The sequence below is a fragment of the Rhizobium sp. S152 genome (assembly GCF_030380735.1).
In the GTDB taxonomy this organism is placed as follows: domain Bacteria; phylum Pseudomonadota; class Alphaproteobacteria; order Rhizobiales; family Rhizobiaceae; genus Rhizobium.
The window spans coordinates 107,215-121,059 of record NZ_JAUDRZ010000030.1 but is presented as its reverse complement, the minus strand read 5'-3'; the positions used below and the strand labels follow the sequence as shown (position 1 = coordinate 121,059).

Genomic DNA, 13,845 nt, shown 5'->3' with positions numbered 1-13,845 from the left:
CAATGAACCAGTCCCATTCCTCCACGCTGAACGACGAACTCGATGGCGATACGCTGCACGAGGAATGCGGTGTTTTCGGCTTCCTCGGACATCCTGATGGCGCCACGCTGACGGCGCTGGGGCTGCATGCCCTGCAGCATCGCGGACAGGAAGCGGCCGGCATCGTCACCTTCGACGGCAAGCAGTTCCATACCGAAAAGCGCATGGGCCTCGTTGGCGATCACTACACCGATCCCGCAACGCTGGCGAAGCTCCCGGGCTTCATCTCGATCGGCCACACACGCTATTCCACGACCGGCGAAGTGGCGCTGCGCAACGTGCAGCCGCTGTTTGCAGAACTGGAGGTCGGCGGCATCGCGGTTGCCCATAACGGCAACTTCACCAACGGCCTGACGATGCGGCGCATGCTAATCGCCGATGGCGCCATCTTCCAGGCGACGTCGGATACCGAAGTCGTGCTGCACCTGATCGCCCGCTCCAAGCAGACCTCGTCCTCCGACCGCTTCATCGACGCCATCCGGCAGATGGAAGGCGGTTACTCGATGCTGGCGATGACCCGCACGAAGCTGATCGCCGCGCGCGACCCGATCGGTATCCGTCCCCTCGTCATGGGCGAACTCGACGGCAAGCCGATCTTCTGTTCCGAGACCTGCGCGCTCGACATCATCGGCGCGAAATACATTCGCGATGTCGAGAACGGCGAAGTGATCATCTGCGAGATCCAGCCAGACGGCTCGATCACCATCGATTCCCGCAAGGCCGATCAGCAGAAGCCGGAACGCCTCTGCCTGTTCGAGTATGTCTATTTCGCCCGCCCCGATTCTGTCGTCGGCGGTCGTAGCGTCTATGTCGCCCGTAAGAACATGGGCATCAACCTCGCCAAGGAAGCACCCGTCGAGGCCGACGTCGTCGTACCGGTGCCTGATGGCGGCACGCCGGCCGCGCTCGGTTTCGCGCAGGCAAGCGGCATTCCTTTCGAATACGGCATCATCCGCAACCACTATGTCGGCCGTACCTTCATCGAGCCGACGCAACAGATCCGCGCCTTCGGCGTGAAGCTCAAGCACTCCGCCAACCGGGCGATGATCGAAGGCAAGCGGGTGGTGCTGGTCGACGATTCGATCGTGCGCGGCACGACCTCGCTGAAGATCGTGCAGATGATCCGCGATGCCGGCGCCAAGGAAGTGCATATCCGCGTCGCCAGCCCGATGATCTACTTCCCCGATTTCTATGGCATCGATACGCCCGACGCGGACAAGCTGCTGGCCAACCAGTATTCGAGCCTGAAGGCCATGTGCGACTATATCGGCGCGGACTCGCTCGAGTTCCTGTCGATTGACGGTCTCTATCGCGCCGTCGGCGGCGAAAGCCGTGACGCCGCCAGCCCGCAGTTCACCGATCACTACTTCACCGGCGAGTACCCGACCCGCCTGCTCGATCAGGACAGCACCAGCAACGTGCGCAAGCTTGCCGTCATGGCCAGCAACGGCTGAGCCCGGCAACATCCGACTCTTCATCGAGGGGCCATACCGCCCCTCGTCTCCCCGCGAATACGGAACAGGGCAACATGAGCGTCAATCTTAGCGGCAAGGTCGCACTCGTCACCGGGGCGTCGCGCGGTATCGGCTACTTCACGGCACTGGAATTGGCGAAGGCCGGCGCTCATGTGATCGCATGCGCCCGCACTGTTGGTGGGCTCGAGGATCTCGACGACGCCATCAAGGCAGCCGGCGGCTCGGCCACGCTCGTTCCCTTCGACCTCGCCGACATGAACGCCATCGACGCGCTCGGCGCCTCGATCTTCGAACGCTGGGGCAAGCTCGACATTCTCGTCGCCAATGCCGGCGTGCTTGGCGTGATCTCGCCGATTGGCCACATCGAAGCGAAAGTATTCGAGAAGGTCATGACGATCAACGTCACGGCCACGTGGCGCCTGATCCGCTCGGTTGATCCGCTGCTGACGCGCTCCGAGGCCGGACGCGCGATCATCCTGTCTTCGGCCGCCGCCCATCGCTGCCGACCGTTCTGGGGTGCTTACTCCGCATCCAAGGCCGCCGTCGAGGCGCTGTCGCGGACATGGGCCGGCGAGAGCGAGAATACGCCGCTGCGCATCACCAGCGTCGATCCGGGCGCAACCCGCACCGCCATGCGCGCGCAGGCGGTTCCGGGCGAAAATCCGGAGACGCTGCCGCATCCGTCCGAGGTGGCAAAGGCAATGATGCCGCTTCTCGCTCCCGATTATACCGAGACCGGCAAGCTGTTCATCGTGCGCGAGAACAAGCTCGTCGGCTACCGGATGCCGGAATAGGCATCCGCCCGCTCAGAACAATTCAGCAAATTTCCGGTCGGACGGGCAGAAGGCATTGAGATCGACAGGGCCTTCTATGCCATCGATCGCGCCGTTATCCGCGAACTGCCAGATCGACCAGTCCTCGCATCCCTGCTGCCGCGGCTCCTCAAAGACGCTGCGCAGCCACAGCGCATGGGCGGGGAAGCGATCCTCGTTGCCCTTCAGGTATTTGTCGAAGAATTCCCGCGTGACGTAGAAGATCGGCTCTTCCGGGAAGGTCGGCTTCAGCTCGTCCATGAAGGCCGTGACCTCAGCGGAAATCTCGTCGAGTGTCGGCACCTTGGGGCAGTTGCCAACGAATTCGAGGTCGATCGCGACCGGCAGCGTTCCCGCCTCTTTCGGCACCGCCGCCAGGACATTCCGCGCCTGATCCCTGCCCGGCCGGCAGAAGGTGAAGAAATGGTACGCGCCCCTGACGAGGCCGGCCTCTTTGGCGGCCTGCCAGTTCTCGGCGAAGCGCGTGTCGCGGTGGTCGCCGCCTTCGGTCGCTTTCATGATGACGAAACGGACATTGGGTTGTGCTGCCACCCGCGCCCAATCGATCGCCCCCTGATGGTGGCTGACGTCGATGCCCTGGATCGGATAGTCGCGAAGCGATGGGATGTTGAAGCGAAGCATGCCGCCGGTATAGCCGAGATAGGCCGCGCAGGCGATCACTGCCACGCCGGCGATTATGGCCGGCACCCATCTCGACTTCCGCATAGTTGCCCCCCGCTCCAATAAGCCTTTGGCGATAGAAGAGCTTTGCGTCGGCAAAAGGGCGTCTCGGCAAGACCACGACACCGCATGGCCCCCTTGACCAAAGTTCAAACCCGCGCCATAAAACCCGCCATGAAAACGGTTACCTGCATTATCTGCCGGAAGATTATTCGCTAGCGCGCTCGCTGGCCTGGCCGTTTTCGTCTCCCAGACACCCAAGATGAGAAACGCCCCGGCCCGCCGGCCGCGATGTGTTTTTCGGATCATAGCATTTTGGGAGAATAGACATGGGCGGCCAGCTGGAAGCCACGACGCCGGAACTCAAGCTGTACAACACGCTGACGCGCGAAAAGGCAGCCTTTGCGCCGATCGACGCCAAGAACGTGCGCATGTATGTCTGCGGACCCACGGTCTACGACTTCGCCCATATCGGCAACGCCCGTCCCGTCATCGTCTTCGACGTGCTGTTCCGGTTGCTGAAGCATGTCTATGGCGCCGACCACGTCACCTATGCGCGCAACATCACCGACGTCGACGACAAGATCAACGCCCGGGCGCTCAGGGACCATCCGCACCTGCCGCTGAACGACGCGATCCACGCCGTAACGGAAAAGACGGCGCGGCAGTTTCACGAGGACGTGGCGGCGCTCGGCTGCCTTGAGCCTTCCGTCGAGCCGCGTGCGACGGACAACATCGCGCAGATGATCGAGATTATCGAACAGCTGATCGCGCGTGGCCACGCCTATGAGGCGGAAGGCGAAGTGCTGTTCGACACGAAGTCGATGGCCGACTACGGACAGCTGTCGAAGCGGCCGCTCGACGAGCAGCAGGCGGGCGCCCGCATCGCCGTCGACGCCCACAAGAAGAACCCGAGCGATTTCGTTCTCTGGAAGGCCTCCAGCGACAACGAGCCCGGCTGGGAAAGCCCGTGGGGCCGCGGTCGTCCGGGCTGGCACATCGAGTGCTCGGCGATGAGCCAGCGCTATCTCGGCGACGTCTTCGATATTCATGGCGGCGGGCTCGACCTGATCTTCCCGCATCACGAGAACGAGATCGCCCAGTCGCGCTGCGCTCATGGCACCGAGGTGATGGCAAACGTCTGGATGCACAACGGCTTCGTGCAGGTCGAAGGCCGAAAGATGTCGAAGTCCGAAGGCAATTTCGTCACGATCAACGAATTGCTGGCGACGGAAAAATTCGGCGGACGTATTTGGCCGGGCGAAGTGCTGCGTCTTGCCATGCTGATGACGCATTACCGCGAGCCGATCGACTTTTCGGTCAAGCGGTTGGAAGAAGCCGAACGCCTGCTGGCCAAGTGGCCGGCCGCCGAGCCCGGCAATGCGGCACCCGCGGCATCCGTCATCAACGCGCTCTCCGACGACCTCAACACCGTCGCCGCCGTCCAGGCCCTGCACGCGCTCGCCCACGCCGGCGATCCGGCAACCTTCGCCGCTAGCGCCGAACTGCTCGGCCTGCGACCGGAGGTGGCCGAGATCGACGAAGCGGTAGCGATCGAGATCGACCGGCGCGTCAAGGCGCGGCTGGAACTGCTCAACGGCAAGAACTTCGCCGAGGCGGACAAGATTCGCGACACGCTGCTCGCGGAGGGGATCCAGTTGAAGGATGGCAAGGATGCGACTGGGGCGCGGGTGACGACTTGGGAGGTGAAGCGGTAGTCATGGTCAGCGCTGCGGCTTGCGATACCCTCCTCTGCCCTGCCGGGCATCTCCTCCTCAAGGGGGGAGATCGGCTGGGCGCGCCAATTGCGCCAGCCATCAGCCTAAGCGCAAAGAGCCCCCATATTCTTGGAGTTGGCGGTGTAGCAAAACATCGCCACACTCCGATCTCCCCCCGTGAGGGGGAGATGTCCGGCAGGACAGAGGGGGGTAACGCGCCCACCACGGCAGCGAAGGAGCATGCCATGCCACATGCCCCCATCCCGCCACAGCGGCGCGCCAACGCCAAGCGCATGCGCAAGGCCCTCACCGATGCCGAACTCAAACTCTGGAACGCGCTGCGTGCCCATAGATTGATGGGGCTGAGTTTCCGGCGACAATTGCCGATCGCTGGCTACATCGTCGATTTCGCCCGTCCCTCGCATCGCCTGATCGTCGAACTCGACGGATCGCAACACGCAGCGAAGGCGAACGCGGATTACGACTTAGTTAGAACATACAATCTTGAGTCCGCTGGCTGGACCGTCATCCGCTTCTGGAACGACGACGTTCTCCGCGACATCGACAACGTCTGCCTGCATATCCTCGCGATCTTAGGAAAGCACGCATCATGACCTCGACCTACACCGGCGGCTGCCAGTGCGGAGCAATCCGCTTCCGGGTCCAGGGCACGCTCAAGGACTCCTCGATCTGTCATTGCCGCATGTGCCAGAAGGCGTTCGGTGCCTATTATGCGCCGCTGGTATCGGTGCGCGGCGCGGAACTCGAATGGACGCGGGGGGAGCGCAAGCGGTTCCGGTCGTCGAACGTCGTCGAACGCGGCTTCTGCCCCGATTGCGGCACGCCGCTGACCTATGAGGCTCCAGACGGCATCGCGATTGCCGCCGGCGCTTTCGACGATCCCTCGGCGCTGCCACCGGTGATCCAGTTCGGAACAGAGCGCAAGATAGCCTTCGTCGACCACCTGCACGAGCTGCCGGCGCGTGAAACGGAGGAGGATGCGGAGGCGGCGCCCTTCGTGCTCGATCTCGTCTCCTACCAGCATCCCGACCACGACACGACCGCATGGCCGGAGGCGCCACACCAATGACGGCCGGTGAGACCATGAGCGGGGGGTGCCAGTGCGGCGCGGTTCGTTACCGGGTCGGGGGCGAACTCGGCTATCCGCATCTTTGCCACTGCCGCATGTGTCAGAAGGCATCCGGCAACTATTTCATGCCGCTTGCCGCCGCGAGGCAGTCCGAATTCACCCTCACAAGGGCGCAACCGACGTGGTTTCATTCTTCTGACCTGGTCCGTCGCGGCTTTTGCAACGCATGCGGCACGCCTTTGTTCTACGATGTTCCAGGTGCCGATTTCATCAACATCGTCCTCGGCTCGCTTGACGATCCACATGCGGTAAAGCCGGTGGCGCAGTCGAATACCGGGCGCAAGATGTCCTGGTTCCATGAACTCGACCAACTGCCTGTCGAGGCAAACGAGGAAACGCCTGATCGCGAAAATGCGATCGCCGCCAGCAACCATCAACACCCCGACCATGACGCGGCCGAATGGCCAACCGGAGCATCATCATGAGCGAACCTATCCGAACAGGCGGATGCCAATGTGGTGCCGTGCGTTTTCGTATCTCCGGCAAGCTGGGGCGTCCCTCAATTTGTCATTGCCGCATGTGCCAGAAGCAGTTCGGCGGGTTTTTCTCGGCGCTGGTGACGGCGCCCGAGGATGGCATGGATTGGTCGCGCGGGGAGCCGACCTATTTCCAGTCCTCGGTGAATATCGAGCGCGGCTTCTGCAAAAGCTGCGGCACGCCGATGGTTTATCGTCATCCCGGCGGACTGGAGCTCGCAATCGGCACCTTCGACGACCGCAGCGATCTCGCGCCGCAGATCCAGGTGAATTATGAGGCGCGCCTCCCCTGGGTCGAGAGGATCTTCGACCAGCCTGTTCATACCGACCCCGATTTCTATGCGCGGCAGGAGGCGATCATCTCCTTCCAGCATCCCGATCACGACACCTCCATGTGGCCATCCGAAGGCGTGAAGATATGACCGAACTTCTGCGTACGCTCTACCCCGAAATCGAAGCCTATGCGTCGGGCCACCTCGACGTCGGCGACGGCCATGTGATCTATTGGGAACGATCCGGCACGCCGGGTGCCAAGCCGGCGGTGTTCCTGCACGGCGGGCCTGGCGGCGGCATCGCGCCCGCCCATCGCCGGCTGTTCGATCCTGATCTTTACGACGTCATGCTGTTCGACCAGCGCGGCTGCGGCCGCTCCACGCCGCATGCGGATCTCAACGCCAACACCACCTGGCATCTCGTCGCCGATATCGAGCGGCTGCGCGAGATGGCGGGCGTCGAGAAGTGGCAGGTGTTCGGCGGGTCCTGGGGCTCGACGCTGGCGCTGGCCTATGCGGAGAAATATCCCGAGCGCGTGTCCGAGCTGATCGTGCGCGGCATCTACACGCTGACGCGACCGGAGCTCGACTGGTATTATCAGTTTGGCGTCTCCGAGATGTTCCCGGACAAATGGGAACGCTTCATCGCGCCGATCGCCCCGGAAGAGCGTCACGAGATGATGCTCGCCTATAACCGACGGCTGACACATGAAGACAAGGCTGTACGGCTGGAGGCCGCCAAGGCCTGGAGCATATGGGAAGGCGAGACGATCACGCTGATGCCGGAACCCTCGACCAGCGCCAAGTTCGAAGATGCCGAGTTCGCCTACGCATTTGCGCGTATCGAGAACCATTTCTTCGTCAACGGCGGCTGGATGGATGAAGGGCAGCTGTTGCGCGACGCCTACAAGCTGAAAGACATTCCCGGCCTGATCGTCCAGGGCCGCTACGACATGCCCTGCCCGGCCAAGTATGCCTGGGCGCTGCACAAGGCGTGGCCGAAGGCGGATTTCCATCTGATCGAAGGCGCCGGCCATGCCTATTCGGAGCTGGGTATCCTCGACAAGCTGATCCGGGCCACGGACAAGTTCGCGGGGAAATAGGCCGCTCGTTACGGAACAAGGGAGGTAATGATGGGAGACACTTTGACCGGCGGCTGCCAATGCGGCGCTGTACGCTTCGCGGTGCGCGGACCGATTACAAACCGGGCGATCTGTCATTGCCGGATGTGCCAGAAGGCCGTCGGCTCGGTCTCCTGGCCGTTTTTTACCGTCGCCATGGCGGACATCCAATGGTCTCGGGGTAAACCCTCGCTGTTTCGAAGCTCGGAGGCGGCGACACGCGGCTTTTGCTCACACTGCGGAACACCTCTGACCTTCGAGCCCGTGGATGACACCACGATCGATATGTCCATCGGTGCCCTTGATGACCCGTCAGCCGTGGAGCCTGTCGGCCAATACTACGCCCACGAACGCGTTCCCTGGTTCGACAAGCAACCGAACCTGCCATCCCTCCCCAATTCCGCATCGCCGGAAGAGCTGGAGAGGCGGCGCCCCTACCAACATCCCGATCACGACACGACCGAATGGCCAGTCCCATGAAAGACCGCATCTATCTCTTCGACACCACGCTGCGCGATGGACAGCAGACGCCGGGCATCGACTTTTCCGTCGAGGACAAGATCGCAATCGCCACCATGCTCGACGAGTTCGGCCTCGATTACATCGAGGGCGGCTATCCGGGCGCGAACCCGACGGATACGGCTTTCTTCAGTGAGAGACGCACCCGCAGCGCCTCCTTCGTCGCCTTCGGCATGACGAAGCGTGCGGGCGTTTCGGCCTCCAACGATCCGGGGCTCACCGGCCTGTTGCAGGCAAAGAGCGATGCGGTCTGTCTGGTCGCCAAGAGCTGGGACTATCACGTCAAGGTCGCGCTCGGCTGCTCGAACGAGGAGAACCTCGAGAGCATCTCCGAAAGCGTCAAGGCCGTGGTCGCGGCTGGCAAGGAGGCGATGGTCGATTGCGAGCATTTCTTCGACGGCTACAAGGCCAATCCTCGATATGCGCTGGCCTGCGCGAAGACGGCCTATGACGCCGGGGCGCGGTGGGTCGTGCTCTGCGATACCAATGGCGGTACGCAGCCGCCCGAGGTTCGCGATATCGTCGAGGCGGTGATTGCATCGGGCGTTCCCGGGCACTGTCTCGGAATCCATGCGCACAACGACACCGGCCAGGCAGTCGCCAATTCTCTCGCCGCCGTCGAAGCCGGCGTTCGCCAGATCCAGGGCACGCTCAACGGCATCGGCGAGCGCTGCGGCAACGCCAATCTGGTGACGCTGATTCCGACGCTGGCGCTGAAGGAAACTTACTCCTCGCGCTTCACCACCGCCATCGACCCCGAACGGCTTCTCAACCTCACGCGGCTATCGCATGCCTTCGACGAGCTGTTGAACCGGTCGCCCGACCACCAGATGCCCTATGTCGGCGCATCCGCCTTCGCGACCAAGGCCGGCATCCACGCCTCGGCGCTCCTGAAGGACCCGCGCACCTACGAGCATGTGACGCCTGAGAGCGTCGGCAACTTCCGCAAGGTCATGGTCTCGGACCAGGGCGGCAAGGCCAACTTCATCAACGCGCTGAAGCGGCGCGGCATTGAAGTCGGCAAGGACGATCCGAAACTCGACCGGCTGATCTCCGTGGTCAAGGAGCGCGAGGCCTCCGGCTATGCCTATGAGGGTGCAGATGCCAGCTTCGAGCTCTTGGCGCGCCGCACGCTTGGTACGATCCCCGAATTCTTCTCGGTCGAGGGCTTCAGGGTGATGGTCGAACGCCGCTTCGATTCGCACGGCCAGGTGAAGATCGTTTCCGAGGCCGTGGTGAAGCTCGGCATCGACGGCCACACGGTGATGTCGGTTGCGGAAGGCGACGGCCCGGTCAACGCACTCGACCTCGCGCTGCGCAAGGATTTCGGCAAGTACCAGCACGAGATCGACGATCTGGTGCTGGCGGACTTCAAGGTGCGTATCCTCAATGGCGGCACGGAAGCCATCACCCGCGTACTGATCGAATCAACCGACAGCGACGGCGTGCGCTGGTGGGCGGTCGGCGTGTCGGAGAACATCATCGACGCCTCCTTCCAGGCGCTGATGGATTCGGTGATCTACAAGCTGATGAAGAACCGGCAGCTGGCGGGCAGGATCGCAGCCGAATAGTCCAATCGACCGGCTTTCCCTGCAGCCTTGCTGAACGTCAATTCAACGAAATGAATTGGCGCATTCACGGCTGTTGAGTTAAGCGGGGGCATAACAAGAACAAAGATGGAAACGCCCTATGTCTGCCGATGCGAATGTTCCGGTTTTGAAGAACGAAGACAGTCCGCGCGGCTTTGCCTTCGCGTTGACGGCCTATCTGCTGTGGGGCTTCCTGCCGATCTACATGAAGGCCGTTGCCCACATCTCGCCGCCCGAGGTCATTGCGCATCGCATCCTCTGGTCGCTGCCGCTTGCGGGCATCGTCCTGATCGTGCTTGGCCGCACCCAGGACATCCGTGTCGCGCTGCGCTCGCCGCGCATGCTTGCGATGGCCGCACTCACCGCGATCTTGATCACCGTCAACTGGGGCACCTATGTCTGGGCGATCGGCGCCGGCCATTCGCTGGACGCGGCGCTTGGCTATTTCATCAATCCACTGTTCAGCATCTTTCTCGGCGCCGTGGTGCTGAAGGAAAAGCTGCGCCCGGCGCAGATCGCGGCCATCGGGCTGGCGGGGCTTGCCGTGGTGGTCCTGGCGGTCGATAGCGGCGGCCTGCCCTGGGTATCGCTGACCTTGACGATCTCTTGGGGCCTTTACGCGCTGCTTCGCAAGACGCTGCCGCTCGGCCCCAACCAGGGCTTCTTCCTTGAAGTGCTGATCCTCAGCATCCCGGCGTTCTTCTACATTCTCTATCTCGAACTCGGCACCGGCGAAGGCCATTTCTACCGGACCGGCTGGGAAGACACCGCGTTGCTGCTCGGCTGCGGCCTCATCACCGCCGTTCCGCTGATGATCTACGCCAACGGCGCCAAGCTGCTGAAGCTCTCGACGATCGGCATCATGCAGTACATCGCGCCAACCATGATCTTCCTGATCGCGGTCTTCCTCTTCAAGGAGCCGCTCGGAACCGCGCGCATGATCGCTTTCCCGCTGATCTGGGCGGGCCTTTGCCTGTACAGCTGGTCGATGCTGCGGGGTAGTCGCGGGCGCTAAAGCAATTCCGCATTTCTTCGAATCGCGGAACAGCTCCAATCTTTTGTTTTCACGCAATTCCGGACGGAAACCGCTTCGCACTTTTCCTAGAATTGCTCCAGGCGCCCGCCGGCTTACATCTTCGAGATCACGGCCTCTTCGCCGTCGCGATCCGGCGACGCGAGTTCGGCTGCATGCGCCATGATGGCCGGGATGATCTCCGAGACGTCGTCGATGACGAGCGGCTGCACGCGATGGGCCGTGTGGATGAAGCCCTCGTCCGTCATGTGGCGCATCAACTCCATCATCGGATCCCAGAAGCCGCCGATATTGGCGAAGATCATCGGTTTCTCGTGACGACCGAGCTGCGCCCAGGTCATGATCTCGACGATCTCCTCCAGCGTGCCTATCCCGCCAGGCAAAGCCACAAAGGCATCCGAGCGCTCGAACATCGCATGTTTGCGTGCATGCATGTCAGGCGTTACAATCAGTTCGTTGAGCTGGCCGAGGGAGTGGCGCGTCGCCTCCATGTCGATCAGGAATTCGGGAATGATGCCGGTCACCTGACCGCCGTTCGAAAGCACGCCGCTCGCAACCGCACCCATGATGCCTTTCGTGCCGCCGCCATAGACGAGGCGAAGGCCGTAATCGGCGATTTCCTTGCCCAGCGCACGGCCGGCCGTCATGTGGCGAGGATCGCTGCCGGGGCGCGAACCGCAATAGACACAGATGGAGCGAATGGAATGAGATTGATCTGTCATAGGGGCAAACAACTATTCTCCATGCGTCCAGTCAAGAAAAATGACGGAAAACATTCATCTTACATTTGTCCGGCTACTTTGACTGCTTGTGCAAAGCAGCGGGAATCGCTAGCAATTTTAGGAAGTCCGGCAAGCTTGCCGCCTGGGGAGACGTGATGATGAGAAAACGTGCCGGCTTGCTGGCCCTTGCAGTGCTTGTAGTTGCAATTCTGTTGATGGTCTTTTTCGTCATGCCCCGGATCGGCGGAGACGCCGCGAAAGTCAGCGACGCGATCAATCAGGCCGGTAACGAAGTCAAGAATACCGTCACCGAATCCGCGAAAACGTCACGCCCGACCGCGCCCGACGATGCCGACACAACCCAGAAGGTTGGCCGCCTCGCCTCGGACGCTGCCCAATCGCTCGGCGAACTTAAGGCGCTGTTTGCCGACGGCAAGAGCCCGACGCAGGAAGTTTTCGCCGGCGCCAAGACGAAGGCCACGACGGCACTGCACGCGCTTGCCGATTTCGCCATTCCCGAAGGCACCAATCCCGTTACTGTCGCCGCCGCCACGAAGCTGAAGGACGGCGCGAAGAAGGCGCTTGCCCTCGTCGAAGGCCTGCCGGAAACTCTGGCGCAGACCGCTGTCGATACCATCGCCAAGGCCGAGGCAGCCCTCTCCGGCGCCCCCGAGCCCGCGGCAAACACACCGCAGGCAGGTGCTTCCGCTGATGCGGCGCCGAGCGCCGATGCCGGACCGAAGCTACCAACCTTTGACGTTCTGCGCGTCGAGCCCGACGGTTCCACCGTCATCGCCGGCTCGGCCGAACCGAACAGCAAGCTCGAAATCCTCGATGGCAACAGCGTGCTGATGACGACCAATGTCGATCCGGGCGGCGACTTCGCCGCTGTTCTCGACAACCCGCTTCCGGCGGGCGACCACCAGCTGGTGCTGCGCACGACAGGCAAGGACGGCAAGACCAATACGTCGGAAGAAGTCGCGACGATCTCCATTCCGAAGAGCGGCGACGGTTCGCAGCTTCTCGCCATGGTCTCCAAGCCCGGCACGGCAAGCCGCATCATCACGGCGCCGTCGGCCGGCGCACAGGCATCGGCAGACGCCGCGGCCGGATCGACCAGCGACGCCCAACCTACGGCCCCGACCGCCGGTGCAAGCGAAACGGCGAGCGCGCCTGCCAATGGCGGCGCGCAGCCGGGCGCGACCGCGCCTGCCGACGTCATGGTCAGCGCCGTCGAAATCGAAGACGACAAGATCTTCGTTGCCGGCACCGCGAAGCCTTTGGCGATGGTGCTCGCCTATGCCGACGACAAGCTGATCGGCAAGGCAGCAGCCGGTCCTGACGGTCACTTCGTGGTCGACGGCGTGATGCCGCTTGCCGTGGGAGACCACAAGATTCGCGTCGATGTCGTCGACAAGGACGGCAAGGTTCTGGTTCGCGCCTCGGTCAACTTCAATCGTCCCGAGGGCAACCAAGTGACGGTCGCAGCCCAAGGCGGAAACGCCAATGCCAGCCCAGCGGCTCCGACCGCTATGCTACCGCTCGACGAGGGCGCGCTCGGCAAGCTGAAGAACGATGCCGCCAAGGCCTTTGCGCTGCTTCGCGGCCTCTTTGCCAACGGCAACCTGCCCGGCAACGAACAGCTTGCCGCCGCCCGCTCCGCCAACGAGATCGCACTGCGTTCGATCGCTGAATTCCGCGCCGCCGCCGATGCGACGGCCGAGTTCAAGGAGCGCGCAACCAAGGCGGCGCAGATGGCCTCGACCGCGCTTTCGACGCTGCAGGCATTGCCCAAGGATGCGAAGTCCGTCGGCGACGCAATCGGTAAACTCGACGGCATTGTCGCCGAGCTGACGGCGCCGGCCGTGGCTCCTGCCGCGCCCGCTGCCCCTTCGGCGACGAACGAGGTAGCCGCCAGCGATCCCACGCAGCCGACCACCATCGAGCAGGCACCGCTGACCGAGAGCAAGGAAACGGTGATCATCCGCCGCGGCGACACGCTGTGGCAGATCTCGCGCCGCGTCTACGGTCTCGGGGTTCGCTACACGACGATCTACGTCGCCAACGAAGACAAGATCAACAACCCGGATCGTATTCTGCCGGGCCAGATCTTCGGCCTGCCGAAGGACGTCTTGCCGAATGCGGAGGAGCTGCACCGCAAGCGCCTCTCGGGCGAGCACCTCTAAGCAGGAGAGAGATCACGGCCGGGTAATCCCCGGCCGTTTCCTTTCCCGATAT

14 protein-coding genes are annotated in these 13,845 nt (G+C 62.8%); 12 read left to right on the top strand and 2 right to left on the bottom strand.

Annotation, left to right across the window (positions count from 1 at the left end; genetic code table 11):
- Positions 1-2: 2 nt before the first annotated feature.
- Both purF and QTL95_RS25215 read left to right on the top strand, forming a co-directional pair.
- Complete coding sequence (gene purF / locus QTL95_RS25220) at positions 3-1,493, top strand: amidophosphoribosyltransferase (RefSeq protein ID WP_289722644.1); 1,491 nt, start codon at positions 3-5, stop codon at positions 1,491-1,493.
- A 74-nt stretch (positions 1,494-1,567) separates the two neighbouring features.
- Positions 1,568-2,308 carry an SDR family NAD(P)-dependent oxidoreductase gene (locus QTL95_RS25215; RefSeq protein WP_289722643.1) on the top strand — a complete coding sequence of 247 codons (741 nt, stop codon included), beginning with the start codon at positions 1,568-1,570 and terminating at the stop codon, positions 2,306-2,308.
- Between the two features lie 12 nt (positions 2,309-2,320).
- Here QTL95_RS25215 and QTL95_RS25210 read toward each other — a convergent pair whose 3' ends face one another.
- Positions 2,321-3,052, bottom strand: a complete 732-nt coding sequence (locus QTL95_RS25210) for a glycoside hydrolase family 25 protein (RefSeq protein WP_289722642.1) — start codon at positions 3,050-3,052, stop codon at positions 2,321-2,323.
- Between the two features lie 284 nt (positions 3,053-3,336).
- Here QTL95_RS25210 and cysS point away from each other — a divergent pair, with 284 nt between their 5' ends.
- The 9 genes from cysS (at position 3,337) to rarD (ending at position 10,867) form a co-directional block, all read left to right on the top strand.
- Complete coding sequence (cysS, locus tag QTL95_RS25205) at positions 3,337-4,725, top strand: cysteine--tRNA ligase (protein ID WP_289722641.1); 1,389 nt, start codon at positions 3,337-3,339, stop codon at positions 4,723-4,725.
- A gap of 245 nt (positions 4,726-4,970) precedes the next feature.
- The gene (locus QTL95_RS25200; protein WP_289722640.1) at positions 4,971-5,339 is read left to right on the top strand and encodes an endonuclease domain-containing protein; all 369 of its coding nucleotides are present in this window, start codon (positions 4,971-4,973) and stop codon (positions 5,337-5,339) included.
- On the top strand, positions 5,336-5,815 hold the full coding sequence (locus tag QTL95_RS25195) for a GFA family protein (protein WP_289722639.1): 480 nt from the start codon (positions 5,336-5,338) through the stop codon (positions 5,813-5,815). The genes QTL95_RS25200 and QTL95_RS25195 overlap by 4 nt, the downstream gene beginning before the upstream one ends.
- Positions 5,812-6,300 (top strand): GFA family protein, encoded by a 489-nt coding sequence (locus QTL95_RS25190; RefSeq protein WP_289722638.1) that lies wholly within the window; start codon positions 5,812-5,814, stop codon positions 6,298-6,300. The genes QTL95_RS25195 and QTL95_RS25190 overlap by 4 nt, the downstream gene beginning before the upstream one ends.
- On the top strand, positions 6,297-6,773 hold the full coding sequence (locus tag QTL95_RS25185; RefSeq protein WP_289722637.1) for a GFA family protein: 477 nt from the start codon (positions 6,297-6,299) through the stop codon (positions 6,771-6,773). Before QTL95_RS25190 ends, QTL95_RS25185 begins: the two co-directional genes overlap by 4 nt.
- Complete coding sequence (gene pip, locus QTL95_RS25180; RefSeq protein ID WP_289722636.1) at positions 6,770-7,726, top strand: prolyl aminopeptidase; 957 nt, start codon at positions 6,770-6,772, stop codon at positions 7,724-7,726. The genes QTL95_RS25185 and pip overlap by 4 nt, the downstream gene beginning before the upstream one ends.
- A gap of 30 nt (positions 7,727-7,756) precedes the next feature.
- Positions 7,757-8,224 carry a GFA family protein gene (locus tag QTL95_RS25175; protein ID WP_289722635.1) on the top strand — a complete coding sequence of 156 codons (468 nt, stop codon included), beginning with the start codon at positions 7,757-7,759 and terminating at the stop codon, positions 8,222-8,224.
- The gene (cimA, locus tag QTL95_RS25170; protein ID WP_289722634.1) at positions 8,221-9,834 is read left to right on the top strand and encodes a citramalate synthase; all 1,614 of its coding nucleotides are present in this window, start codon (positions 8,221-8,223) and stop codon (positions 9,832-9,834) included. The genes QTL95_RS25175 and cimA overlap by 4 nt, the downstream gene beginning before the upstream one ends.
- Positions 9,835-9,952: 118 nt before the next feature.
- Positions 9,953-10,867, top strand: a complete 915-nt coding sequence (gene rarD / locus QTL95_RS25165) for an EamA family transporter RarD (protein ID WP_289722633.1) — start codon at positions 9,953-9,955, stop codon at positions 10,865-10,867.
- Positions 10,868-10,980: 113 nt separating this feature from the next.
- Here rarD and QTL95_RS25160 read toward each other — a convergent pair whose 3' ends face one another.
- On the bottom strand, positions 10,981-11,607 hold the full coding sequence (locus tag QTL95_RS25160) for a TIGR00730 family Rossman fold protein (RefSeq protein WP_289722632.1): 627 nt from the start codon (positions 11,605-11,607) through the stop codon (positions 10,981-10,983).
- Between the two features lie 155 nt (positions 11,608-11,762).
- Here QTL95_RS25160 and QTL95_RS25155 point away from each other — a divergent pair, with 155 nt between their 5' ends.
- Complete coding sequence (locus tag QTL95_RS25155; RefSeq protein WP_289722631.1) at positions 11,763-13,793, top strand: LysM peptidoglycan-binding domain-containing protein; 2,031 nt, start codon at positions 11,763-11,765, stop codon at positions 13,791-13,793.
- Positions 13,794-13,845 lie beyond the last annotated feature (52 nt).